Genomic DNA, 23,909 nt, shown 5'->3' with positions numbered 1-23,909 from the left:
CCTGCTCCCGAAAACCTGACTGATGAGACACCGTTAAACCAACGCCACCGGTGCCTGAAGTGACCGGAGATTCTAACCCGCACGGGCCTTCAGTAAAAGGCCGGAAACCTTTGTCATAAACACCCTGTGGAAACTTTTCCCTATATTTTTCAAATTGTTTCAGACATATCTACAAGCTTGTGTACAGAAAATGCCTGAAAAAAAGTTATTCACAGGACCCTGTGTAAACCCCGGGTTCAACTCTGTGAGAAAGATCTTGACCGATACTTGCATAACTCGGTTCAACATCCTCAATCGCACTTGTGCACAATCCGTGCTGACGAAATCCACAGAGCTCACCGGCATCTGTCACAAGCTTTGTCATTGCTTCAGATTATTGATTTATTTTATGAATTTTTCCTTATCCACAGAAATCAACGTGCTTAACAGCAGTAATAAATATCTTTGAAAGAATTTTAAAAAGACCTAACAGATTCTATTACTCGCCATGTCGGTTAGTACCCATGCCAGAATCTTGCCTGACCAAACCATAACCATTGAACTTGCACCGGTATTTGACTAGAATGCCGCTCCTGTTTTGGCTGTCTATTTTCCAGCCAGTGATCAATGTCCATCGACGATTTGTGAGAACATCACCATGAAAAGAACATTCCAACCGAGCGTCCTGAAGCGCAAGCGCGTTCACGGTTTCCGTGCCCGTATGGCGACAGCCAATGGTCGCAAGGTACTGTCTCGTCGCCGTGCCAAGGGCCGTGCACGCCTGTCTGCGTAATCTGAAGCCTGCCTCATGAAGGCCTTGACGTTTCCGAAGTCTCACAGACTGTTGAAACCTTCGGATTACAGCAGGGTCTTCAATGACGTAACGCTGAAAGTTCCGCACAGGAATTTTCTGATCCTGGCCTCTGCCAATTCATTGGGACACGCCAGGGTCGGATTGATCTTCTCCAAGAAGAATCTTCGGCTCGCCGTTCAGAGAAACCGGATCAAGCGTCAGGTAAGGGAAACCTTCCGGCTCCAATCAGATCTGCCAGGCCTTGATATCATTGTGCTCGGCCGCCAGGGGCTGGATCGGCTGGATAACGATACGGTCCGTTCCTCACTGAATGATCTTTGGCATCGGGTTAAGAAAAAATACCGGCAGTCCACGCCTGATCAATCCGTCGGCAATCCCAGAGGTACGGAGTAATGCGTCAACTCCTGCTCTTGCCCATCCGGTTCTACCAGTATGCCATCAGTCCGATGATGGCCAGCCATTGCCGTCATTACCCTACCTGTTCACAATACGCCGTCGAGGCCATCCAACATCACGGACCTCTTAAAGGCGGTTACCTGGCAACAGCCCGGCTACTCAGGTGTCATCCCTGGGCAGAAGGCGGTTATGATCCGGTACCGGGAACGGAACTGAATACGGCGCCTCGCTCCGGCCAGGCCTGCAATCCGACAGAAAGCACTCATTCCACTACTCAGACCAGACACTAAGTTTATGGATATTCAACGCATCGTTTTGTTTGCCGGCCTCGCCATTGTCAGTTACCTGATGGTACTTGCCTGGAACGAGGATTATCACCAGCCTCAAACAGAACAGGTTGCCGAGGCGCAATCTTCCTCAGACAGCAGTGCTACCAACAGCACCGATGACATGATCCTGCCTGAGGATAACAACGCAGGCGGCGAAGAGTTTGCAACACCGGAGACCGGCTCACTGGCGTCAACCTCCGCCAACAGCGATCAAGATCTGGCAGATCGTTTTATTACCGTGACCACGGATGTTTACGAACTGAAGATCGACCGCGTAGGCGGTAATGTGGTTGACAGTTCCCTGTTGCAATACGACGAGTCTCTGGACAGCGAACAACCACTGAAACTGCTGACCAATACCCGCACCCGCACCTATCTGCTGGAAAGCGGCCTGATCGGTCGCGATGGCCCGGATGGCAGCCAGGCCGGTGAAGCTCCGGTATTTCAGGCAGAAACCGGCAGTTACCAGCTCGCGGAAGGGGAAGATGAACTGACCATCAACCTGGTGTACACCACTGACAGCGGTGTAGCCATCACCAAACGCTATCATCTGGCCCGCAACAGCTATCAGATTGATGTCAGCTACCTGATCGACAACCGTTCAGAAAGCCCATGGCAAGGTAACTTCACCGGCAAGATCGTGCGTGATCAGGCGCCGGATCCGACCTCCCAGGCCAGCATGGGAATCCGGGCTTATCTGGGCATGGTGATCAGTACCCCGGAAGATCCGTATGAGAAGTACGATTTCGAGGATCTGTCAGAGAAGCGCGTCAATCAGTCGGTCACTAATGGCTGGCTGGCCTTCCTGCAGCATTACTTCCTGACCGCATGGGTACCCGAGCGGGACCAGAAAGCCCAGTTCCAGACCACCCGACGGGGCGATCTCCATGTTATGGGCTTTGTTTATCCTGCCACGACGGTAGCACCGGGTGAGACCGCAGAAGTGGGCGCCACTGCTTATGTCGGTCCCAAGATCATTGATCGGCTGGAAGCTCTGGCTCCGAACCTGGATCGCACCGTTGATTTCGGCTGGCTGTTCTTCATTTCCCTGCCGCTGTTCTACATTCTTGAATGGTTCTATGGTCTGGTCGGTAACTGGGGTGTCGCTATCATCCTGCTGACGGTGTTGGTAAAAGCGGTGTTCTTCCACCTCTCCGCCACCAGCTATCGCTCCATGGCAAAAATGCGCGCGGTCGCTCCGCAACTGACCCGGCTGAAAGAGCTCTATGGCGACGATCGCCAGCGCATGTCCCAGGAAATGATGGCGCTGTACAAGCGCGAGGAAATCAATCCGCTCGGGGGCTGTCTGCCAATACTGGTGCAGATGCCGGTGTTCATCTCGCTTTACTGGGTACTGTTTGAAAGTGTCCAGTTGCGTCATGCGCCGTTCATGCTGTGGATTCAGGATCTGTCCCAGATGGACCCGTACTTCATCCTGCCGATCCTGATGGGCGCCAGCATGTTCATCCAGATGAGCCTGAACCCGACGCCCCCGGACCCCATGCAGGCCAAGATCATGAAGCTGATGCCGCTGATCTTCACCGTGTTCTTCCTGTGGTTCCCGGCTGGTCTGGTTCTGTACTGGCTGGTGAACAACATTCTTTCGATCTCCCAGCAGTGGTACATTACCCGCAAGATCGAAGCGGAAACGGCAGGCAAGAAGTACTGATTCAACAGTGCTTCTGACCTGACAAAGGCTCCCTTGTGGAGCCTTTGTCATTTCTATTTCAGGAAAACCAAGATGCAGCCAGCGACTGACACCATTGCCGCCATCGCCACTGCCCCGGGCCAGGCCGGGGTGGGGATTGTCCGGGTGTCCGGACCCAGGGCCATGGCCATTGCCCGCACCATGCTGGGCTTTGAGCCAAAACCCCGATACGCCCACTACGGCCCGTTCCGGGATCGTCAGGGAGAGCTGATTGATGAGGGCATCGGTCTGTACTTTCCCAACCCGCACTCCTTTACCGGCGAGGATGTGTTCGAGCTTCAGGGCCATGGCGGCACGGTGATTCTGGATATCCTGTTACGGGAAGTCTGCAGCCTGGGGGCCCGGCTGGCCCGGCCCGGTGAATTTTCCGAACGAGCGTTTCTCAATGACAAACTGGACCTGGCCCAGGCTGAGGCCATTGCTGATCTGATTGAAAGCAGTTCGGAACAGGCGGCCCGCTGTGCCGTGCGTTCCATGCAGGGGGTGTTCTCCAAACGTGTGGATAACCTGGTGGAGGCCATCACCCATCTGCGCATCTACGTGGAAGCGGCCATCGATTTTCCGGAGGAAGAGATCGATTTCCTGGCCGATGGCAAAGTTGCTTCTGACTTGCAGGGCCTGCTGGAGCAGGTGCAGCAGATTCTCGGTGAAGCCCAGCAAGGCACCATTCTGCGGGACGGCATGAAAGTGGTTATTGCCGGCCGGCCCAATGCCGGCAAATCCAGCCTGCTGAACGCCCTCGCGGGGCGGGAGGCTGCGATTGTCACCGCCATCGAGGGCACGACCCGGGATGTGTTGCGGGAACATATCCACATCGATGGTATGCCGCTGCACATTATTGATACCGCCGGCCTGCGGGACAGCCCGGACGAAGTGGAACAGATTGGTATTGCCCGGGCCTGGGAAGAAATCCGACAGGCTGATCGTATTTTGCTGATGGTGGATGCCACCACCACCGACAAAACCGAGCCCCATGAAATCTGGCCGGATTTTATTGATCAACTGCCCAGGAGTGCACCGGTGACAGTGATCCGGAACAAGGTGGATCTGTCTGGTGAACCGGTGGGTATCAGCGCCGAGTCGCATCAGACCGCTCCGGTGATTCGTCTGGCAGCAAAAGCTGCGGAGGGCCTGGAGGTTCTGCGTGAGCATCTGAAAGAATGCATCGGCTTTGCCAGCACCACCGAAGGTGGCTTCCTGGCCCGGCGCCGGCACCTGGATGCACTGGAACGTGCCCGGGATTCCCTGCTACAGGGCCAGACCCAGCTGGAAGGTTACGGGGCAGGCGAATTGCTGGCCGAAGATCTGCGGGCCGCTCAGGATGCCCTGGGGGAAATCACCGGGCATCTGACGCCGGATGAGCTTCTGGGTAAGATATTCAGCAGTTTCTGTATCGGGAAATAATTCAGGAAGAAGCCCTCAGCCCGCTCTGGCTCTCGGGTGTTCCCTTACGAAAACAAACAGTTTATCTGTAAAACAACGTTAAAAGCTCGGGTAAACTCCACCACTGTCTCATCGTGCCGCTGCCTGTGCAGCGGACCAAGTCATTCGTGGTAAAGGAGATAACCCGTGCGCAAGTTGGCCTCTTTGTTAGCTGCCACGCTGGTGTTTGCCGGCGTTTCTGTGCCCGCCCTGGGCTCAGACAAACTCTACATATACACTGAGAACTTTCCCCCGTACAACATGAGTTCCACCGGCCGTGCGTTTGAGCACAACGGCGATGGAATTGATGGTCTGTGTACCGAGATGGTAAAAGCGGTGCTGCAGGCGTCCGGGCTGGACCATGTGATCAAGCTTCGGAACTGGGATTACGGTTACAACCGGGCCCTGAACAAGAAGAACCACGGCATTTTCTGCACCACCTATACCGAAAGCCGGGCGCCCCAGTTCAAGTGGGTGGGGCCACTGGCCAACAACCTGTGGACCATCTTTGCCCCGGCCGGCACCAACCTGCAGATCGACGATCTGGAAGATACCCGGGGTTTGCTGTATGCCGGCTATCGCGGTGACGTCATGACCGAATACCTGCTGGAGCGCGGCTACAAGGTCTCGGAGATGGAAAGCGACGATCTGAACCCGAAGCGCCTGGAACTGGGGCAGGTTGACCTCTGGATTGCAGACCAGTTGGCCGGGCCTTATTTTGCGTCCCAGCAGGATGTGGAAGGCTTGGTTCCGGTGTATTCGTTCAACAAGACCGAACTGTACCTGGCCATGAACATGGAAACGCCGGACGAGGTGATCCAGAAACTGAATCAGGGCCTGGAAACCATCAAGAACAACGGCATCTATGAGGCTATTGAGACCAAGTACGGTCTCTGATCAAAGCGTCGCTCTGTTGCAGGAGGGGAAGCCGATCGCTTCCCCTTTTCGTTATTGGGCCATCGCTTAACCAGTGCGGCGCAGATCCGGTGAACGAACCGGGCGCAGGGCCTCGGTATGGCTGCGATTGCCCAGAAAGTCGGGCCGCGGTTTGTTGCCGCAGAATGGCTGTTCCAGACGGTTTTCCACACTGTTGTAGACGAAGAACAGATTGCTGCGGGGCCAGGGTGACATATTGGCATTGGAGGCATGCAACGTGTTGCACTCGAATATGATCAGAGAGCCCGCTGGCCCGGTAGGCGCCTGGATGCCGTACTGATCGGCCATCTTCTGCAGGTCCTGCTCGTTGGGGACCCCCAGCTCCTGCTTTTTCAGTGAGGACTGGTAGTTGTCCTCGGGCGTGCGGCCGACACAGGGCACAAACGTTTTGTGGGAGCCGGGAATCAGCATCAATGGGCCGTTGAATGGTGTGTTGTCGGTGAGGGCGATGGAAAAGCTGACGGCCCGCATGCGCGGCATACCGTCCTCGGCGTGCCAGGTCTCGAAATCCGAATGCCAGTCAAAGCCCTTGCCGTGGAAACCGGGTTTGAAATTGATGCGTGACTGGTGGATGTAGGCATCACTGCCCAGTAGCTGGTGCACCATATCCAGCAGGCGGGACTCCCGGGTCAGTCGGTCGAAGCGATCAGACAGTTCGTGGATCCCGAAAATAGAGCGGATTTCCTGCTTGCCCGGCTCAGTAATAGTGCCTTCGGAACGCAGGATGCTGTCGTCATTCTCATAGGCTCGCAGGTCGTCCCGGAAACGTTTGACCGTTTCCTGATCCAGAAAGTTGTTAAATACCAGAAAGCCGTCCCGTTCATACCGGGCCAGTTCAGTTTCGCTCAGCGGCCCATTGTGGCGGTCGGTTCCCTGGCTGTGGATAACCGGGTCCTTGCGCTCGAAACTCTCTGCCGGGCGCTCGAGGCGGGTGGGATAAAAGTCGTCAGTACGATTGTCCATTTTCGAACCTCCTTCTTTTATACGCGAGAATGGTGATGTCTCTAAAAGTCGTTAAACCTCAGTGCATTGTGAGAAAAGTGGTAAGGCAGGGGGAAAGTTGAGGTCGTATCAACGGGATTTCAACCCCGGTTTCCGGATGGTCATGAACAGGCAAAAATGTCCCGGGCAGCGCCCGGGACGGGAAAATACCGGAGGTTAACCGGTAAAGGCCATCTCTTCCGGCGCCACCTGCATGAGGTTGCGGGTCGGGCTCAGCATGCTGGTGGCGTGGGCCTGGGCCCGGGGCAGCAAGCGCTCATAATAGAACTCGGCGGTCGCCAGCTTGGTGCGGTAAAAGGCGTCAGATTCATCGCCGCCGTTTTCCAGTTTATCGCTGGCCACCGCCGCCTGGCGTAGCCACATATACGCCATGGTCACGTAGCCGCTGTACATCAGGAAGTCGTTGGCGGCGGCGCTGACCACGTCGCGATCCTTGCGTGCTGCCAGCATCACGCGCACGGTCAGCAGGTTCCACTGGGCGGTCAGTTTCAGCAGCTCCACCGCCATCGGCCGCAGTTGTTTGTTGGTCAGGTGCTTGCGGGCAAAATTGGCCACCTTGAGGGTGAATTCCCGCACTGCTCCGCCCTGGGTCATCAGCAAGACCTTGCGCCCGAGCAGGTCCAGCGCCTGGATGCCGGTTGTACCTTCGTACAGGGTGGCAATACGGGTATCCCGGACAATCTGCTCCATACCGTGTTCGCGGATGTAGCCATGACCGCCGAACACCTGCATGCCCAGGTTGGTGGCCTCACAGCCTAGTTCGGTCAGGAATCCCTTAAGGATTGGCGTCAGGAAGCCGAGTTTGTCGTCATATTTCTCAACCTTGGCGGTATCGCCTGCGGTATGCGCTTCCACCATATGGTCCGCGATCTTGGCGGCGTAATAGAGCATGGAGCGGCCGCCTTCCGCGATGGCTTTCTGGGTCAGCAGCATACGCCGGACATCGGCATGGTGAATCAGGCTGTCTGCAACCTCATCCGGCTCTTTCTTGCCGGACAGCGCCCGCATGGAACGGCGCTCCCTGGCGTAATCCAGAGCCCACTGATAGGACAGCTCGGCGGGGCCAACCCCCTGAATTGCCGTACCGATGCGGGCTGTGTTCATAAAGGTGAACATGCACTCCAGGCCCTGATTCTCCGGGCCGATCAGATAGCCGGCGGCGCCATCGAAATTCATCACACAGGTGGCCGAAGCCTTGATGCCCATTTTCTTCTCCAGCGCGCCGCAACTGACGGCGTTGCGCTCACCGACACCGCCCTGGGCATCGGGCAGGAACTTGGGCACGATAAACAGGCTGATGCCTTTGGTGCCTTTCGGGGCATCCGGCAGACGGGCCAGCACGATGTGAACGATGTTTTCGGTCAGATCGTGCTCGCCTGAGGAAATGAAGATCTTGGTGCCTGTGAGTTTGTAGCTGCCGTCGGCCTGGGGTTCGGCCCGGGTTTTGACCTGGCCCAGGTCGGTACCGCACTGGGGCTCGGTCAGGCACATGGTGCCGCCCCAGCGGCCTTCGGTCAGCGGCGCCAGATAAGTCTGTTGCTGCTGCTCATCGCCGTGCAGATAGATGGTGTTCATGGCCCCCAGGGACAGGCCCGGGTACATGGAAAAGGACCAGTTGGCGGTGCCCATCATTTCCTGCTTCAACAGGCCCATGGAGGCCGGCAGGCCCTGGCCCCCGAATTCCTCCGGTGCCGACAGGCCCTGCCAGCCGCCCATCACATATTGCTCGTAGGCTTCTTTATAGCCCTTGGGGGTGATCACTTCACCGTTTTCCAGGTGGCACCCTTCTTCGTCGCCGGACTGATACAGCGGGCTCAGCACCTCTTCGCAGAAACGGCCGCATTCGCTCAGAATGGCGTCGACAATGTCGGGCGTGGCGTTCTCACCGGAGGCCAGTGTCTGGTAGTGCCGCGGGTAATCGAATACGTCATTGAGCAGGAATTTCATGTCCCTCAGGGGCGCTTTATACACAGGCATAGCCAGTCCTCACATGCATTGATCATCCGGAATTGGTTGGGCCAGAAAGGCCACTGTGTGTGCAGTTGTACGGTATTCCCGGCGGGCTGCCATTGACGGAAAGCGCTGGTGCTGATGTCAGAATGGACAATTGGCTGAAATGACGGTTGGGCCCGGGGACTGATCGGGCACGGTCATGGGACCGTAATGCTGTAAACGTTCTGTTGCTATCCGGTAGTCGCCAAGGAGTGTAAAAGTCATGCAAACGCAGCCTTTCCCCGGTCTTTTCCATGGTCTTCGCAGCGGTGGTCTTATACTGTTAATGACCCTGATGCTGGCAGGGTGTGCCGGGCCGAATCTGGAGGATTATCAGGGCCAGGCACCGGAGCTGGTGCCCTCGGAGTTTTTCCGGGGCGAACTTTCGGCCCGGGGTGTGGTCAAGGACTACGCCGGCCAGGTTATCCGTACCTTCGACGCAGACATTGTGGCCAGTTGGGATGAAAACGGTGTCGGTACGCTGGATGAGGTGTTCCGTTTCAACGACGGCGAGGTCCAGACCCGGATCTGGACGCTGACACCGGACAACGGCAGCTATCACGCCAGCGCCGGCGACGTGGTGGAAGCCGGCACCATGCGCTGGCAGGGCAACGCCATACACATGAATTATGTCCTGCGGGTGGCATACGGCGATGGCACGATCGATGTCCGGATGGACGACTGGATGTACCTGGTTACTCCCGACACCCTGATCAACCAGACCACCATGAGCAAGTGGGGTGTCGATGTGGGTGAAGTGGTGTTGGTGATTCAGAAACATGAAAGCGGGGCTGTCCCGCAGAACTGAACTCGGAAAGGTTTGCGATACCCATGTGGAAGCAATGGCTGATTGCGGTGGTACTGGTTGCAGCGGGTGCCGGAAGTGCGGTGTTCTTTTTGGCGATGGATTCCTCGTCCACAGAACAGGCCGGTGAGGAGCCGAGGGCCAGCAAAGTCAGTGCAGTGGCGCCCAGATTGCAGCAGGTCAGGGATGAGATTCGTTCGGTGGCCAACCTCAAGGCACTGAATGCCGTGGAACTGACCACCGAAGTCACCGGTCGGGTGGTGCAGATCAACCTCGAACCCGGACAGAAAGTATCTCAGGGCGATGTCCTGTTACGTCTCGACGATCGTCAGGCCCGTGCCGATCTCCAGGTGATTGAAGCCCAGCTGGCCGATGCCAGGCGGCAACTGGAGCGGGCCCAGCGTTTGCGCTCCAACAATAGCGTGTCCCAGTCCCAGGTGGATGAACTGGTCACCGCCGTGAGTGTGGCTGAAGCCCAGCGACAGGCTGCCCGGGTGCGGCTGGAAAACCATCGCATTGAAGCGCCGTTCTCCGGTGTGGTGGGCCTGAGCGACATCAGCGTGGGGGCATATCTGCAAGCGGGCACCACCATTACCACGCTGGACACCACCGATCGAATGGAAATGGGTTTTGCGGTTCCGGAACGTTTTGTCGGCCAGGTTCGGGTAGGCCAATCGGTGATTGCCTCCTCGCCGGCATTCCCAGACGAGGTCTTCCGGGGAGAGCTGGTGGAACTCGCCACCCGCATCAGCGAATTGAGCCGAACCCTGTCGGTGCGAGCCTTTATCGATAATCCGGACGGTCGTCTGCGGCCGGGCCAGTTCATGTCGGCGTCACTGACCCTGCAGGAACGGGAAGGGCTGGTGATTCCGGAGCAGGCAGTGATGATTCGTGGCGACGACAAGTATGTGTTTGTTGCCGAAGACGGCGTGGCACGCCGGGTATCGGTGGCGACCGGTTCGCGCATGCCCGGTCTGGTGGAAATTACCTCTGGCCTGACCCTGGACGATGCCGTGGTAGTAACCGGGCAGGATCGCCTGAGTACCGGCGACCGCATTGAAGTACAGAGTAACGACCAGGCGATTCCGGAAAACCGGTTTGCCCGGACCGTGGAGTCCTGATCCATGGTGCTGTCCGATGTCTCCATCAAACGCCCGGTGTTTGCCACCGTTCTGAGCCTGCTGATTGTCGTATTCGGCGTGGCCGCCTTGCTGGGCTTGCCGGTTCGGGAGTATCCGGATATTGATCCGCCGGTGGTTTCGGTGTCCACCGATTACACCGGCGCTGCGGCGGAAGTGGTCGACACCCAGATTACCCAGGTGATTGAAGGGGCCATCAGTGGCATTGAAGGCATTCGCTCCATCGAATCCTCAACCGAACAGGGTGAATCCCGAACCTCAATAGAATTTGATACCTCCCGGGATGTCGACATTGCCGCCAACGACGTACGCGATGCGGTGTCCAGGGTTCTGAACCAGTTGCCGGATGAGGCCGATCCCCCGGTGGTTCAAAAAGCCGATTCCGATGCCCGGCCAATGATGTGGATAACTCTGATCAGTGACGTCTGGGACAGTGCCGAACTCAGTGACTTTGCCGATCGGGTTCTGGCAGACCGGTTATCGGTTCTGGACGGTGTTGCCGATGTCCGGATTGGCGGTGAACGCCGTTACGCCATCCGGGTCTGGCTCGACCGCACCCGCCTGGCGGCCCGCAACATAACCGTTGCCGAGGTGGAGCAGGCACTGCGGCAGAACAACGTGGAGTTACCGGCCGGTTCAGTGGACTCCTCCACCCGCAACTTTACCGTGCGCGCGGAAGGGCGGTTGTCAAATGTGGAAGATTTCCGCAATCTGGTGATCCGCCGGGATGGCAACGACCTGTTGCGCCTGGGCGAGGTTGCCAATGTTCAGGTCGGGGTGGAATCGGATGTTGGTCGTTTGCGGGCCAATGGCGAAACCGCTATCGGGATGGGGGTAATCCGCCAGTCCAAGGCCAACACGGTAGCGGTGTCGGATGCGGTGAAGGCGGAGCTGGTGAAGATTCGCGAGACCTTGCCGCCGGAAGTGCGTATTGCCGAGAGCTATGACGAATCGGTGTTTATCCGGGCTTCGATCAAAGAGGTTCTGACCACGCTGGCGATTGCGGTATCGCTGGTGATACTGGTTATTTTCCTGTTCCTGCGCTCCTGGCGCGCAACCCTGATTCCGGCGGTCACCATTCCGGTGGCGGTGATCGGTGCGTTTATCGGCCTGGGTTTCCTGGGCTTTTCCATCAACGTACTTACCCTGTTGGCCATCATTCTGGCCATCGGCCTGGTGGTGGACGATGCCATTGTCATGCTGGAGAACATCCAGCGTCGCATTGATGAAGGCGAACCACCGTTGCTGGCGGCCTACCGGGGCGCCAAGCAGGTGGCTTTCGCGGTGATCGCCACCACGCTGACTCTGGTGGCGGTGTTTGTGCCCATCTCGTTCATGGGCGGCAACGTGGGCCGGTTGTTTGCGGAATTCGGCTTCACTCTCGCGGCTGCCGTGGTGGTCTCCAGCCTGGTTGCTCTGACCCTGGCGCCGATGCTCTGTTCCAAGTGGCTCCGGCACAGTCCCGAAAGTGCCGAGGGGCATCGGCTCTGGGCCTTCAGTGAACGCATCCTGAATGGCCTGACGAATGGCTATCAGAGAATGCTTCGCTTCTCCCTGAACCAACCGGGGCTGTTGCTCGGGCTCGGTATCGTCGGGCTGATCATCGCTGTGGTGATTTTCCCCCGGTTGCCCCAGGAACTGGCCCCGACCGAAGACCGCGGCGTGATCATCATGCCCGTCAGCGCGCCCCGGGGTTCGACGGTTGAATTCACCGATCACTTTGTCAAACAGGCCGAAGAGCGGCTGTTGCCCTACCTGGATGACGGTATCTCTGAGCGATTCCTGTCCATCGTCGGATTCCGGGATGAAGAAGACAATGCCTTCATGATCATGGGGCTGGTGCCCTGGGAACAGCGGGATATCAAGCAGCAGCAGGTCACCACCGAGATTCGCGACAAGCTGTCTGACATTTCCGGGGTGCGGATCAGTGTCATTAACCCGCCGGGGCTTGGCCAGCGCGGCTTCAATCAGCCAGTGGAGTTTGTCATTGCCGGCCCCGACTACGAGTCGGTGCAGGCCTGGAGTGAGGAGATCGTTGAACGGGCAAAGGAAAACCCGAATCTGCTGAATGTCGACACCGATTTTGAGCTGACCCGGCCGGAACTGAAGGTCAACATTGACCGCGACCGGGCAGCGGATCTGGATATCACCATCGAAGACGTAGGCCTCACCCTGCAGACCATGCTCGCTTCCCGGCAGGTAACCACCTATCTGGATCGGGGCCGGGAATACGACGTCATTATCCAGGCGGACGATGCCGACCGGGCCACGCCCGGTGATATGGAGCAGATCTTCCTGCGGCCTCGGGCAGGTGGGGAACTGATTCCGCTCAAGGCTCTGGTATCTGTGGAAGAGATCGGGGCCAATCCGGATCTGCGCCGGATTGACCGGCTGCCGGCGGTGGTGGTGAGTGCGTCCCTGGCCGAGGGCTATGACCTGGGTTCAGCGCTGACCTACCTGAATAACCTGGCTGTGGATAACCTGCCGCCGGAGGCCCGGCTCAGTTACAAGGGCCTGTCCCAGGAATTCCAGGATTCCTCGGCGGCCATCTACCTGACCTTCGGGCTGGCGTTTATTATCGTGTTCCTGGTGCTGGCGGCCCAGTTCGAGAGCTGGATCCACCCGCTGATTATCATGCTGTCGGTGCCGCTGGCGGTGACCGGTGCGCTGATCGCGCTGGCCTGGTCGGGCATCAGTCTGAACATCTACAGCCAGATTGGCATCATCATGCTGCTGGGACTGATGGCCAAGAACGGAATTTTGATCGTGGAATTTGCCAACCAGCTTCGGGACAAGGGCTACGAGGTGAAAGAAGCCATTCTGGAAGGCGCCAGCCTGCGCTTCCGTCCGGTACTGATGACCACCATATCTACGGTGTTCGGGGCGGTTCCGCTGGTGATTGCCACTGGTGCCGGGGCCGAGAGCCGGGCGGCTATCGGCATGGTGATCCTGGGTGGCCTGATTTTCGCCACCACCCTGACTCTGTTCATTATCCCGGTCTTGTACAACCTTCTGGCCCGCTTTGCGAAATCCTCGAACGCGGTGGAGCAGGAGCTGGAACGCCTGGCAGCGGGCCCATCCGGCGGTAGCAGTTCGGCGGCGGTGCCACAGCGCAAGGCGGACGATTTCTGAACCCGACCGGGTGAAATCCCGGTATCAAAGGGTGTCCGGGAACAGAACCTGACCGTCCAGGACCTCATCCGGGTGGATATCCACGCAGAAGATCCGGTGGCCCTGGGCCTGACGACAGCGCTGGCGAGCCTGCGTGGAAACTGGCCCTTTGTTGGTGCACTTGCGTTCAGGGGTACCGGTTTTTTGCACCGTATATAGGCATTTGCTAAAAACGCTGTGGATAATTACTGGGATAATTTTCGAATAATGCCAGGGCAATTTAATTAAATTTTTATTTAACAAATAGTTACCGACATTTTTGGCTGTAAGTGAAGGCATCAATTGTGTGGATAACTTTTTGAAAAGTTTTTTGAACAATGAATGACAAGGCTATGAAATCCTGAAACTTTCGGTTTTTCCTTATCCTGCACGCACCCTTTCAGAGAGCCGTGGCGCCCAGATAATCGTCTATGGCCAGCTGACAGGGTTTTTATTCACCTCGTTGCTGGTTAAAATTTGCACATTCTGACTGCAATTTACCGGGCGAGGCGTTATACTCGCCGCCCTGATTTTTTCCCCGATTTCCGAGGTGTAGTGTGGAGTTTCCGACCCGTTTCGATGTCATTGTCATTGGTGGTGGCCATGCCGGTACTGAAGCCGCCCTGGCGGCTGCGCGCATGGGTTCGCAAACCCTGCTGCTGACCCATAACATTGAGACTCTGGGGCAGATGTCCTGCAACCCGGCCATCGGTGGCATTGGCAAGAGCCATCTGGTAAAGGAAATCGACGCCCTGGGCGGCGCCATGGCCCGGGCCACCGACCAGGCTGGCATCCAGTTCCGGGTGCTGAACAGCCGTAAAGGCCCGGCGGTGCGCGCTACCCGCGCTCAGGCGGACCGGATTCTGTACAAAGCCGCCATTCGCCATATGCTGGAAAACCAGCCCAATCTGACCCTGTTCCAGCAGGCGGCCGATGACCTGATTGTGGAAAACGACCAGGTGGTGGGCGTGGTGACCCAGACCGGCATCCGCTTTAACGCCAAGACCGTGGTCCTGACCACCGGCACCTTTCTGGGTGGGGTTATCCACATCGGTATGCAGAATCACGCCGGTGGTCGCGCCGGTGATGCGCCGGCCAATGCCCTGGCCAAACGCCTGCGGGAGCTACCGTTCAACGTTGGCCGCCTGAAAACCGGAACACCGCCGCGCATTGATGCCCGCACCGTGGATTTCTCCGCGATGCAGCAGCAGTGGGGAGACGATCCGACACCGGTGATGTCGTTTATCGGCAGCCGTGATGAGCATCCGGAGCAGATCTGCTGTTACGTGACCCGCACCACCGAAGAAACCCACGACATTATCCGCAGTGGGTTTGACCGCTCGCCCATGTTCGCTGGCAACATCGAAGGCGTGGGCCCGCGCTATTGCCCGTCCATCGAGGACAAGGTCAACCGCTTTGCCGACAAGGATTCGCATCAGATTTTCGTAGAGCCCGAAGGCCTGACCACCAACGAGCTGTACCCGAATGGTATTTCCACCAGCCTGCCGTTTGATATCCAGCTCAAGGCCGTGCGCTCGATTCCGGGTTTCGAGAACGCCCACATCCTGCGCCCGGGCTACGCCATCGAGTATGACTACCTGAACCCGCAGGACCTGCGCCACACCCTGGAAACCAAGTTTATCCAGGGCCTGTACTTTGCCGGCCAGATCAATGGCACCACCGGTTACGAAGAAGCCGGTGCCCAGGGCTTGCTGGCGGGCATCAACGCTTCGCTGCGTGCCCAGGATAAAGACGAGTGGTACCCGCGCCGGGATGAAGCCTACCTGGGCGTACTGGTGGACGACCTGATCACCATGGGCACCCAGGAGCCGTACCGCATGTTCACCAGCCGCGCCGAATACCGGCTTATCCTGCGGGAAGACAACGCCGACCTGCGCCTGACCGAAACCGGCCGCCAGCTGGGCCTGGTGGACGACGAACGCTGGCAGAAGTTCAGCGAGAAGTGCGAAGGCATTGCCAAAGAGCGTAGCCGCCTGGAAAGCACCCGTATCCATCCGAACACCGAGGCGGGTGAGCGAGCCAATGGCTACCTGAAACAGCCGATGACCCGTGACCAGTCTCTGGCGGAGCTGCTGCGCCGTCCGGAGATTGTCTACGATCACATCGCCGAGATCGGGGCCGAACGGGCGGAGGACCCGAACGTAGCCGATCAGGTGGAAATCGAGATCAAATACGAAGGCTACATCTCCCGCCAGGCGGATGAGATCGAGCGCCTGCGCAAGAACGAGAACACCGCATTGCCGCTGGATCTGGATTACGACGTCATCGGTGGCCTGTCCAACGAAATCAAGCAGAAGCTCAAGGACGTGCGCCCGGAAACGGTGGCTCAGGCGTCCCGTATCCAGGGTGTGACCCCGGCGGCGGTCAGCCAGATTCTGGTTCATCTGAAAAAGCGCGACCTGTTGAAAAAGCAGAGCGCCTGAGATGAGTTATCCACAGTGGCCCGGCCAGCTTCGGGACGGCCTCGCGGCCATGAACCTGTCTTTGTCCGACAGCCAGCAGCAACAGTTGCTGGCTTTTCTGGCTCTGCTGAACAAGTGGAACAAGGCCTACAACCTGACCGCCGTGCGGGATGAGCGGGTCATGGTCTCCCGCCAGTTGCTGGACAGTCTGAGCATCCTGCCCTGGGTGACCACAGACCATTTGCTGGATGTGGGCGCCGGCGGCGGCCTGCCGGGTATTCCGCTGGCCATTGTGTTCCCGGAAAAACGCTTTACCCTGCTGGACAGCAACGGCAAGAAAACCCGATTCCTGAATCAGTGTGTGCTTGAGCTCGGGCTGGACAACGTTGAAGTTATCCACGGCCGGGCGGAAGACTGCCAGCCCGATCAGCCCTTCTCCCAGATCAGCAGCCGGGCCTTTACCGCGCTGGAAAACCTGGTGACCTGGTGTGGCGGTCTGCTCGCGAATGACGGCGAGTTCCTTGCCATGAAAGGCCAGTATCCGGATGATGAAGTAGCTGCCCTTCCGGCGGACTGGCAGGTAGAATCCAGCTATTCCCTGACCGTCCCCGGAGCCGACGGTGAACGGCATTTACTGATCGTCGCCCGGGCTGAACGACACCGGTAACCCTCAACAGCAGGAGGCAAAGCATGGCGCGCGTGATTGCAGTGACCAATCAGAAAGGCGGTGTGGGCAAAACCACCACCTGCGTCAATCTTGCCGCGTCTCTGGCGGCCACCAAGCGCCGGGTGCTGCTGGTGGATATGGATCCCCAGGGCAATGCCACCATGGGCAGCGGTGTGGATAAAAACTCCCTGGAGCTGTCCGGATACGATGTGCTGACCAAACGGGCTACTCCGGCGGACGTGATCGTCCACGCTGAAGTCTCCGGTTTTGACCTGCTGCCCGCCAACGGTGACCTGACCGCCGCCGAAGTGGAGCTGATGAACGAGATTGGCCGGGAACACCGGTTACGGCTGACCCTCAACACCGTTCGGGAAAACTACGACTACATCCTGATTGATTGCCCGCCTTCACTCAGTCTGCTGACCGTGAATGCTCTGTCTGCCGCGGATTCGGTACTGATCCCGATGCAGTGTGAATATTATGCCCTGGAAGGGCTGGCGGCACTGATGAACACCGTCCAGCAGATTCAGGAAACGGTCAATCCCAATTTGGAGATTGAGGGTATCCTGCGCACCATGTACGACCCCCGCAATAGCCTGACTCTGGATGTCTCCGGTCAGCTCAGTGAATATTTCGGTGACAAGGTTTACCGGGCGGTGATTCCCCGTAATGTCCGGCTGGCAGAAGCGCCCAGCTACGGCATGCCGGCACTCAAGTATGATCGGGTGTCCAAAGGTGCGGTGGCTTATCTGGCGTTGGCTGGCGAGATGGTACGCCGGCACGGATCGAAAAAGACATCGCCCGCGGTTGCGGTGTAACATAGATCGCCGTCAGGCAACCATGCACCCACTATTTCAACAGGAAGAATGACAACTACCATGGCGGCGAAGAAGCGAGGCTTGGGCGAACGGGGACTGGGGGCACTGCTCCAGGGCTCGAAGGTGAATCTCAATCAGGAGACCAGTGATCACGATGGTGAACTGCGTGAGATCCCGGTCGACCTGATCCAGCGTGGTCGTTATCAGCCGCGCCGGGATATGGACCCCGCCGCTCTGCAGGAACTGGCAGACTCCATTCGTCAGCAGGGCGTGATGCAGCCGGTCGTGGTGCGTCCGGTGTCGGAAGGCCGTTATGAACTGATTGCCGGTGAGCGCCGCTGGCGTGCCACCCAACTGGCAGAACTGGACCGTATTCCCGCCATTGTCCGCGATGTCCCGGATGAAGCCGCCATTGCGATGGCGCTGATCGAGAACATCCAGCGCGAAAACCTGAACCCCATTGAAGAAGCCTTCGCCCTGCAACGCCTGCAGGACGAGTTCGGCCTGACCCAGGCCCAGGTGGCCGAGGCGGTGGGCAAGTCCCGAACGACGATCACCAACCTGTTGCGGTTGATCGGCCTGACCGAAGACGTAAGGGTAATGCTGGAGCATGGTGATCTGGAAATGGGCCACGGCCGTGCCATGCTCACCCTGCCACCGGAGCAGCAGATGCAGGTGGCCCGTCAGGTGGTCGCCAAATCGCTGTCGGTACGCCAGACCGAAGCCCTGGTGCGCCGGGTTCAGCAGGAAAAACCGGAAGACAAAGACAACACCAAGCCGGCTCTTGATCCTAACATCCGGGCCCTGCAGGACGATCTGTCTGACCGGCTCGGTGCCCGGGTGGCGATCAATCATGGTAAACGCGGCAAAGGCAAGCTGGTGATTGAGTACAGTTCACTGGACGAGCTTGACGGCATTCTGGGCCACATCCGCTAGTCGGCCCGATAAAACCTGAAAATCATCCTAAAGGCCCGTCTGGTGCCGGAAACACCACATGTGGTTGTGGTGATCGATGAGCAACACAACCTGTGTAAAACTTCAGGTTTCGGCGGCAAAATCTGCTCACTTTTTCGCCAATTTTTCCGTGCGGTTATGTTGAACACCTATCGGTTAACACATATAATTCCGCGCGCTTGGAATGACAGCTGGTGATATGAACCGTTCTTCTAGAGCCATCACGTACGTACCACTTGGCAAGTGGTTGATTATAGAGATGGCGGTTCTGCTGATTCTGAGCCTGTTGTGGTTGTTGGAAAGTCGTTTGGCCGGGTATTCCGCCCTCATTGGCGGTCTTATTTTTGTCATACCAAACGCGTACTTTGCTCACCGCGCTTATCGTTATCAGGGTGCCCGACAGATGCACCTGGCAGTGAGCAACATATTCAGGGCAGAGAGCATCAAGCTGGCCCTTACCGCAGTGTTTTTTGCGGCCGTTTTCACTTTAATGGAGCCAGTCCACGTACCGGCTCTGTTATTCACTTTTGCTGTGATGGTTGTGTTGGGTACGGCATTGCGCTGGCTCATCCGGCCGCGACCACAGCGATGACTGGACGAGAGCAGTATGGCAGCTGATACCCCAGTAGAGTATATAAAACACCACCTCACCAACCTTACCTATGGCAAGCTCCCGGAAGGCTATGAGCGCGCGGATGGCAGTGTCGTGCAGGAGGCCACCTGGACCTTCGCGCGAACTGGTCAGGAAGCCACAGATATGGGCTTCATGGCAGTCCACGTCGATACCCTCGGCTGGTCAATCGCCATGGGTATTCTGTTCCTGGGCCTGTTCCGCTTTGTGGCCAACCGGGTCACCGAAGGCACGCCGAGCGGCTTGCAGAACCTGATCGAGATGACCTTTGAATTTGTTCAGGGCATCGTGCGCGACGTTTTCCACGGCAAGAATCCGCTGATTGCGCCCTTGGCGTTGACGATTTTCGTCTGGATTCTGCTGATGAACATCCTGAAGCTGATCCCCATCGACTATATTCCGTCGATCGCTCACGCGCTGGGGCTTGAGTACTTCAAGATTGTTCCGACCACCGATCCGAATGCTACCTTCGGCATGTCGATTGGTGTGTTCCTGCTGATTCTGTTCTACAGCTTCAAGGTGAAAGGCGTCAGTGGCTTCAGCAAAGAGCTGGCCTTTAACCCGTTCAATCATTGGATCATGATCCCGTTCAACCTGCTGCTGGAAATCCTGGCACTGATCATCAAGCCAATCAGTCTGGCGCTGCGTCTGTTCGGTAACATGTACGCTGGTGAAGTTGTGTTTATCCTGATTGCGCTGTTGCCACTGTGGATTCAGTGGACGTTGAACGTTCCCTGGGCGATCTTCCACATTCTGGTTATTCCGCTTCAGGCCTTTATTTTTACGGTGCTTACTGTGGTTTACCTCAGCGCGGCACACGAAGATCACTGATTAACCCTTAAATAAACAAACCCTTAACTATCTGAAAAAACTGAGGAGTCTTCAATGGAAATGGTATTTATCGCAGCTGCGTTGATCATCGGTCTGGGCGCTCTGGGCGCTGGTATCGGTTTCGGTCTGCTGGGCGGCAAACTGCTTGAGTCCACTGCCCGTCAGCCGGAAATGGCCAACCAACTGCAAACCAAAGCCTTCATCATGGCTGGTCTGCTTGACGCGGTTCCCATGATCGGTGTTGGTATCGCGATGTACCTGATCTTCGTTGTTGCTGGTTAATTAAACCGAGAGCTGTGGGCGCCGGCTAAGGCCGCGCCCCTCCTTCCGGAAACCAGGACGCAACGAATAGCAAGAGGTATATCGCCGTGAATATAAACCTTACGTTGATAGGGCAATCGATTGCCTTCGCTATTTTCGTCTGGTTCTGCGTCAAATATGTATGGCCGCCGATTACGGCTGCCATGGAAGCGCGCCAGAAGAAAATTGCAGATGGCCTATCCGCGGCCGATCGGGCATCACTCGATCTCGAACTGGCCCAGGAAAAAGCCACCAAAGAACTGCAAAAGGCGAAAGAAGAAGCTGCAGCCCTGATTGACCAGGCCAACAAGCGTGCCGCCCAGATTGTGGAAGCCTCCAAAGAGGATGCCCGCAAAGAAGGCGAAAAGCTTATTGAGCAGGCCAGGGCGGAAATTCAACAGGAGCGTGTTCAGGCTCGCGACGCACTCAGAGCAGAAGTGGCCACCCTGGCCGTTGCCGGTGCCGAGAAGATTCTGGAAACCTCTGTAGACGCCAAAGCTCACAGCGAGATGCTGGAAAAGCTGGCCGCAGAACTCTAAACGAGGGTCATCATGGCAGAACTTACAACGTTAGCCCGACCCTACGCGAAGGCCGTTTTTGATGCCGCGCAGGACCAGAACGCCGTTGATCAGTGGGATCAGGCTCTGGCTTTTGCCGCTCAGGTTGCGGCTGACCAAGAGGTAAAGAACATCCTGGCCAACCCCGGCCTGTCTGAGCAACGCAAGGCGGAACTCTTCGCAGAGTGTTTTGAAGAGCCGCTGCCTGAAGCACTCAGAAACTTCCTGTTGATTCTTGCTGAAAACAAGCGTCTGGCCCTGCTGCCGGAGATTTCTGCTTTGTTCCGTTTGTACCGTGCAGACCTTGAGAAGTCTGTGCACCTGACAATCGATACCGCATTCGACTTGTCTCCAGACGAACAGCAGAAACTGATCGACGCACTGTCCAAAAAGCTGGAGCGCAAGGTCGAACTCGAGACCACCGTGGATCAGTCCCTGATCGGTGGCGTGATCGTACGAACAGGCGACCTGGTTATCGACGCTTCAGTCCGTGGCAAACTGGCCAGAATGGCCAGGGCTCTGGGCTCCTGATTTCAGCACAAGGTTTGAGGACAAAGGCATGCAGCAACTGAATCCATCCGAGATCAGTGACATCATCAAGAAGAGAATCGAGAAACTCGACATCTCTTCCGAAGCAAAAAACGAAGGTACGATCCTGTCTGTATCTGACGGTATCGTGCTGATCCACGGTCTGGCCGACGTTATGTACGGCGAGATGATTGAATTTGCCAACGGCACCTACGGCATGGCGCTTAACCTGGAGCGTGATTCTGTTGGTGCGGTTGTTCTGGGTGACTACGAAGGTCTGGCCGAAGGCCAGAAGGTACGTTGTACTGGTCGTATCCTGGAAGTACCCGTTGGTAACGAACTGCTGGGCCGTGTGGTTGACTCCCTGGGTAACCCCATCGACGGTAAGGGCGAGCTGGGCAACAGCCTGACCTCCCCGGTCGAGAAGGTTGCACCGGGCGTTATCGCCCGTCAGTCCGTTGACGAGCCGGTACAGACTGGTCTGAAAGCCATCGATACCATGGTTCCCATCGGCCGCGGCCAGCGTGAGCTGATCATCGGTGACCGTCAGATCGGTAAGACCGCGGTTGCCATCGACGCGATCATCAACCAGAAGCACACCGGCATCAAGTGTATCTACGTTGCCGTTGGCCAGAAGCAGTCTTCCATTGCCGCCGTTGTGCGCAAGCTGGAAGAGCACGGTGCCATGGACCACACCATCGTGGTTGCTGCTGGCGCCGCCGATCCGGCCGCCATGCAGTTCCTGGCTCCGTACGCCGGTACTTCCATGGGTGAGTTTTTCCGCGACCGCGGTGAAGACGCCCTGATCGTATACGATGACCTGTCCAAACAGGCCGTTGCCTACCGTCAGATCTCCCTGCTGCTGCGTCGTCCGCCAGGACGTGAAGCATTCCCGGGTGACGTTTTCTACCTGCACTCCCGTCTGCTGGAGCGTGCGTCCCGTGTAAATGCTGACTACGTTGAGCAGTTCACCAACGGCGAAGTGAAAGGCAAGACCGGTTCCCTGACCGCGCTGCCGATCATCGAGACTCAGGCTGGTGACGTGTCTGCGTTCGTACCGACCAACGTAATCTCCATTACCGATGGTCAGATCTTCCTGGAAACCAACCTGTTCAACTCCGGTATCCGTCCGGCCATGAACGCCGGTATCTCTGTATCCCGGGTAGGTGGTGCAGCCCAGACCAAGATCATGAAGAAGCTCGGCGGTAACATCCGTCTGGCCCTGGCCCAGTACCGGGAACTGGCGGCGTTTGCCCAGTTCGCTTCTGACCTCGACGAAGCAACCCGTAAGCAGCTGGAGCATGGTCAGCGCGTCACCGAGCTGATGAAGCAGAACCAGTACAGCCCGATGACCGTTGCGGAAATGGGTACCGTACTGTTCGCAGCGAACGAAGGCTTCCTGGACGATGTGGATGTCAACAAGGTTGTGAAGTTCGAAGCCCAACTGCTGGACTGGATGCGGTCCGAGCAGAAGGAACTTCTGGACAAGATCGGCCCTGAAGGTAACTTCAACGACGACATCACTGCCGGCCTCAAAGCTGCTCTGGAGAAATTCAAGACCACTCAGAGCTGGTAAATCCAAAAGGCCCGCCGTTGTGCGGGCCTGCTGGTCCATTTGAGTGTCTAACTTGAAAAGGCAGTGACATATGGCCGTCGGAAAAGAAATACGTAACCAGATCGGAAGCATCAAGAGCACGCAGAAGATCACGTCTGCCATGGAAATGGTAGCCGCGAGCAAGATGCGTAAGGCTCAGGAGCGTATGCAGGCAACCCGCCCGTACGCTGAAAAGATGCGCCAGGTAATCGGACACATTGCGAAGTCCAACAAGGATTACCGCCATCCGTTCATGCAGGAGCGCGAGGTCAAGCGGGTAGGCTACATTGTGGTCTCCTCTGATCGCGGTCTTTGCGGTGGTCTGAACACCAACGCGTTCAAGCTGCTCGTCAGAGAAATGCGTGAATGGAAACAACAAGGTATTGAGACCGATATCTGCGCTATTGGCCAGAAGGGCGCCTCCTTCTTCCGCAACTACGGCGGAAACGTGGTGGCAGCCGTGACGCACCTGGGCGATAGCCCGAGTGCAGATCAGCTGATCGGTAGCGTCAAGGTGATGCTGGATTCGTTCGTGGAAGGCAAGATCGACCGCCTGTTCCTGATCAGCAACGAATTCGTCAACACCATGACCCAGAGCCCGAAGGCGTTGCAGTTGCTGCCGCTGCCGGAAGGCGATGATGAAGAAATCGGTCACCAGTGGGATTACATCTACGAGCCGGATTCCCGTCCGATCCTTGACGGGCTGATGCCACGTTATATCGAATCCCAGGTGTATCAGGGTGTGGTAGAAAATCTGGCCTGTGAGCAGGCTGCCCGGATGATTGCCATGAAGAGCGCGACAGATAACGCTGGCAGCATCATTGACGAGCTTCAACTGGCCTACAACAAGGCCCGTCAGGCAGCGATCACACAAGAGATTTCGGAGATTGTGAGCGGCGCGGCATCTGTTGGTTAACGCTCACAGACCTACTGG

Annotated in this window: 23 protein-coding genes; 20 read left to right on the top strand and 3 right to left on the bottom strand. The window is 57.3% G+C overall.

The genetic code is table 11. The annotated features are described in order from the left end of the window. The first annotated feature begins 637 nt into the window (after positions 1 to 637). From rpmH to QPL98_RS07965, 6 genes are all read left to right on the top strand, one after another. A complete protein-coding gene (gene rpmH, locus QPL98_RS07990; RefSeq protein WP_008940054.1) occupies positions 638 to 772 on the top strand; it encodes a 50S ribosomal protein L34 in 135 nt (44 codons plus the stop codon). A gap of 15 nt (positions 773 to 787) precedes the next feature. Further along, positions 788 to 1,186 carry a ribonuclease P protein component gene (rnpA, locus tag QPL98_RS07985; RefSeq protein ID WP_023011912.1) on the top strand — a complete coding sequence of 133 codons (399 nt, stop codon included), beginning with the start codon at positions 788 to 790 and terminating at the stop codon, positions 1,184 to 1,186. Continuing rightward, the gene (gene yidD / locus QPL98_RS07980) at positions 1,186 to 1,479 is read left to right on the top strand and encodes a membrane protein insertion efficiency factor YidD (protein WP_011787297.1); all 294 of its coding nucleotides are present in this window, start codon (positions 1,186 to 1,188) and stop codon (positions 1,477 to 1,479) included. The genes rnpA and yidD overlap by 1 nt, the downstream gene beginning before the upstream one ends. Before the next feature lie 4 nt (positions 1,480 to 1,483). Further along, positions 1,484 to 3,187, top strand: coding sequence for a membrane protein insertase YidC (gene yidC / locus QPL98_RS07975; protein ID WP_303293065.1), 1,704 nt, complete (start codon positions 1,484 to 1,486; stop codon positions 3,185 to 3,187). Positions 3,188 to 3,259: 72 nt separating this feature from the next. After that, the gene (gene mnmE / locus QPL98_RS07970) at positions 3,260 to 4,630 is read left to right on the top strand and encodes a tRNA uridine-5-carboxymethylaminomethyl(34) synthesis GTPase MnmE (RefSeq protein WP_023011910.1); all 1,371 of its coding nucleotides are present in this window, start codon (positions 3,260 to 3,262) and stop codon (positions 4,628 to 4,630) included. A 165-nt stretch (positions 4,631 to 4,795) separates the two neighbouring features. Further along, the gene (locus QPL98_RS07965; RefSeq protein WP_023011888.1) at positions 4,796 to 5,545 is read left to right on the top strand and encodes an ABC transporter substrate-binding protein; all 750 of its coding nucleotides are present in this window, start codon (positions 4,796 to 4,798) and stop codon (positions 5,543 to 5,545) included. A gap of 66 nt (positions 5,546 to 5,611) precedes the next feature. Here the strand turns inward: QPL98_RS07965 and thpD are convergent, their stop codons facing one another. Both thpD and QPL98_RS07955 read right to left on the bottom strand, forming a co-directional pair. Then, positions 5,612 to 6,547, bottom strand: a complete 936-nt coding sequence (gene thpD / locus QPL98_RS07960; RefSeq protein ID WP_011787293.1) for an ectoine hydroxylase — start codon at positions 6,545 to 6,547, stop codon at positions 5,612 to 5,614. Positions 6,548 to 6,742: 195 nt separating this feature from the next. Next, the gene (locus tag QPL98_RS07955; RefSeq protein ID WP_031211706.1) at positions 6,743 to 8,563 is read right to left on the bottom strand and encodes an acyl-CoA dehydrogenase C-terminal domain-containing protein; all 1,821 of its coding nucleotides are present in this window, start codon (positions 8,561 to 8,563) and stop codon (positions 6,743 to 6,745) included. A 238-nt stretch (positions 8,564 to 8,801) separates the two neighbouring features. On the opposite strand from QPL98_RS07955, the gene QPL98_RS07950 reads away from it, so the two are divergent. The 3 genes from QPL98_RS07950 to QPL98_RS07940 are packed head-to-tail and all read left to right on the top strand — an operon-like array spanning position 8,802 to position 13,654. Beyond that, entirely contained in the window at positions 8,802 to 9,386 is a 585-nt protein-coding gene (locus tag QPL98_RS07950) for a DUF3833 domain-containing protein (RefSeq protein ID WP_022992622.1), read from the top strand. 23 nt (positions 9,387 to 9,409) lie between these two features. After that, positions 9,410 to 10,504, top strand: coding sequence for an efflux RND transporter periplasmic adaptor subunit (locus tag QPL98_RS07945; RefSeq protein WP_272999306.1), 1,095 nt, complete (start codon positions 9,410 to 9,412; stop codon positions 10,502 to 10,504). Positions 10,505 to 10,507: 3 nt separating this feature from the next. Next, a complete protein-coding gene (locus QPL98_RS07940; RefSeq protein WP_303293064.1) occupies positions 10,508 to 13,654 on the top strand; it encodes an efflux RND transporter permease subunit in 3,147 nt (1,048 codons plus the stop codon). Positions 13,655 to 13,678: 24 nt separating this feature from the next. Here QPL98_RS07940 and QPL98_RS07935 read toward each other — a convergent pair whose 3' ends face one another. Continuing rightward, on the bottom strand, positions 13,679 to 13,843 hold the full coding sequence (locus QPL98_RS07935) for a hypothetical protein (protein ID WP_303293063.1): 165 nt from the start codon (positions 13,841 to 13,843) through the stop codon (positions 13,679 to 13,681). Between the two features lie 386 nt (positions 13,844 to 14,229). On the opposite strand from QPL98_RS07935, the gene mnmG reads away from it, so the two are divergent. From mnmG to atpG, 11 genes are all read left to right on the top strand, one after another. Further along, positions 14,230 to 16,116 carry a tRNA uridine-5-carboxymethylaminomethyl(34) synthesis enzyme MnmG gene (gene mnmG, locus QPL98_RS07930; protein WP_303293062.1) on the top strand — a complete coding sequence of 629 codons (1,887 nt, stop codon included), beginning with the start codon at positions 14,230 to 14,232 and terminating at the stop codon, positions 16,114 to 16,116. Between the two features lies 1 nt (position 16,117). After that, positions 16,118 to 16,762, top strand: coding sequence for a 16S rRNA (guanine(527)-N(7))-methyltransferase RsmG (gene rsmG / locus QPL98_RS07925; protein ID WP_303293061.1), 645 nt, complete (start codon positions 16,118 to 16,120; stop codon positions 16,760 to 16,762). A gap of 23 nt (positions 16,763 to 16,785) precedes the next feature. Beyond that, on the top strand, positions 16,786 to 17,580 hold the full coding sequence (locus QPL98_RS07920) for a ParA family protein (RefSeq protein ID WP_022992615.1): 795 nt from the start codon (positions 16,786 to 16,788) through the stop codon (positions 17,578 to 17,580). A gap of 60 nt (positions 17,581 to 17,640) precedes the next feature. Then, positions 17,641 to 18,516 carry a ParB/RepB/Spo0J family partition protein gene (locus QPL98_RS07915; protein WP_022992614.1) on the top strand — a complete coding sequence of 292 codons (876 nt, stop codon included), beginning with the start codon at positions 17,641 to 17,643 and terminating at the stop codon, positions 18,514 to 18,516. Positions 18,517 to 18,733: 217 nt separating this feature from the next. Further along, on the top strand, positions 18,734 to 19,126 hold the full coding sequence (locus tag QPL98_RS07910) for an ATP synthase subunit I (RefSeq protein WP_036149719.1): 393 nt from the start codon (positions 18,734 to 18,736) through the stop codon (positions 19,124 to 19,126). Positions 19,127 to 19,141: 15 nt separating this feature from the next. Continuing rightward, positions 19,142 to 19,996, top strand: a complete 855-nt coding sequence (gene atpB / locus QPL98_RS07905; RefSeq protein WP_022992612.1) for a F0F1 ATP synthase subunit A — start codon at positions 19,142 to 19,144, stop codon at positions 19,994 to 19,996. Between the two features lie 54 nt (positions 19,997 to 20,050). Then, complete coding sequence (gene atpE, locus QPL98_RS07900) at positions 20,051 to 20,278, top strand: F0F1 ATP synthase subunit C (RefSeq protein WP_014423137.1); 228 nt, start codon at positions 20,051 to 20,053, stop codon at positions 20,276 to 20,278. Positions 20,279 to 20,364: 86 nt separating this feature from the next. Continuing rightward, the gene (locus tag QPL98_RS07895) at positions 20,365 to 20,835 is read left to right on the top strand and encodes a F0F1 ATP synthase subunit B (RefSeq protein ID WP_011787280.1); all 471 of its coding nucleotides are present in this window, start codon (positions 20,365 to 20,367) and stop codon (positions 20,833 to 20,835) included. Positions 20,836 to 20,847: 12 nt separating this feature from the next. After that, positions 20,848 to 21,384 (top strand): F0F1 ATP synthase subunit delta, encoded by a 537-nt coding sequence (locus QPL98_RS07890; RefSeq protein WP_183579563.1) that lies wholly within the window; start codon positions 20,848 to 20,850, stop codon positions 21,382 to 21,384. Between the two features lie 28 nt (positions 21,385 to 21,412). Further along, on the top strand, positions 21,413 to 22,957 hold the full coding sequence (gene atpA / locus QPL98_RS07885; RefSeq protein ID WP_011787278.1) for a F0F1 ATP synthase subunit alpha: 1,545 nt from the start codon (positions 21,413 to 21,415) through the stop codon (positions 22,955 to 22,957). Between the two features lie 70 nt (positions 22,958 to 23,027). Then, the gene (gene atpG, locus QPL98_RS07880; protein ID WP_011787277.1) at positions 23,028 to 23,891 is read left to right on the top strand and encodes a F0F1 ATP synthase subunit gamma; all 864 of its coding nucleotides are present in this window, start codon (positions 23,028 to 23,030) and stop codon (positions 23,889 to 23,891) included. Positions 23,892 to 23,909 lie beyond the last annotated feature (18 nt).

It is taken from the genome of Marinobacter sp. ST-43 (genome assembly GCF_030541085.1).
Classification (GTDB): Bacteria; Pseudomonadota; Gammaproteobacteria; order Pseudomonadales; family Oleiphilaceae; genus Marinobacter; species Marinobacter nauticus.
This window is presented reverse-complemented; position numbering and strand designations above follow the sequence as displayed.

Bases quoted from the DNA above. Each gene is read 5' to 3' on its own strand.
- rpmH (WP_008940054.1), top strand. From the start codon at position 638: ATGAAAAGAACATTCCAACCGAGCGTCCTGAAGCGCAAGCGCGTTCAC.
- rnpA (WP_023011912.1), top strand. From the start codon at position 788: ATGAAGGCCTTGACGTTTCCGAAGTCTCACAGACTGTTGAAACCTTCG.
- yidD (WP_011787297.1), top strand. From the start codon at position 1,186: ATGCGTCAACTCCTGCTCTTGCCCATCCGGTTCTACCAGTATGCCATC.
- yidC (WP_303293065.1), top strand. From the start codon at position 1,484: ATGGATATTCAACGCATCGTTTTGTTTGCCGGCCTCGCCATTGTCAGT.
- mnmE (WP_023011910.1), top strand. From the start codon at position 3,260: ATGCAGCCAGCGACTGACACCATTGCCGCCATCGCCACTGCCCCGGGC.
- thpD (WP_011787293.1), bottom strand. From the start codon at position 6,547: ATGGACAATCGTACTGACGACTTTTATCCCACCCGCCTCGAGCGCCCG.
- QPL98_RS07955 (WP_031211706.1), bottom strand. From the start codon at position 8,563: ATGCCTGTGTATAAAGCGCCCCTGAGGGACATGAAATTCCTGCTCAAT.
- QPL98_RS07950 (WP_022992622.1), top strand. From the start codon at position 8,802: ATGCAAACGCAGCCTTTCCCCGGTCTTTTCCATGGTCTTCGCAGCGGT.
- QPL98_RS07945 (WP_272999306.1), top strand. From the start codon at position 9,410: ATGTGGAAGCAATGGCTGATTGCGGTGGTACTGGTTGCAGCGGGTGCC.
- QPL98_RS07940 (WP_303293064.1), top strand. From the start codon at position 10,508: ATGGTGCTGTCCGATGTCTCCATCAAACGCCCGGTGTTTGCCACCGTT.
- rsmG (WP_303293061.1), top strand. From the start codon at position 16,118: ATGAGTTATCCACAGTGGCCCGGCCAGCTTCGGGACGGCCTCGCGGCC.
- QPL98_RS07920 (WP_022992615.1), top strand. From the start codon at position 16,786: ATGGCGCGCGTGATTGCAGTGACCAATCAGAAAGGCGGTGTGGGCAAA.
- QPL98_RS07915 (WP_022992614.1), top strand. From the start codon at position 17,641: ATGGCGGCGAAGAAGCGAGGCTTGGGCGAACGGGGACTGGGGGCACTG.
- QPL98_RS07910 (WP_036149719.1), top strand. From the start codon at position 18,734: ATGAACCGTTCTTCTAGAGCCATCACGTACGTACCACTTGGCAAGTGG.
- atpB (WP_022992612.1), top strand. From the start codon at position 19,142: ATGGCAGCTGATACCCCAGTAGAGTATATAAAACACCACCTCACCAAC.
- atpE (WP_014423137.1), top strand. From the start codon at position 20,051: ATGGAAATGGTATTTATCGCAGCTGCGTTGATCATCGGTCTGGGCGCT.
- QPL98_RS07890 (WP_183579563.1), top strand. From the start codon at position 20,848: ATGGCAGAACTTACAACGTTAGCCCGACCCTACGCGAAGGCCGTTTTT.
- atpA (WP_011787278.1), top strand. From the start codon at position 21,413: ATGCAGCAACTGAATCCATCCGAGATCAGTGACATCATCAAGAAGAGA.
- atpG (WP_011787277.1), top strand. From the start codon at position 23,028: ATGGCCGTCGGAAAAGAAATACGTAACCAGATCGGAAGCATCAAGAGC.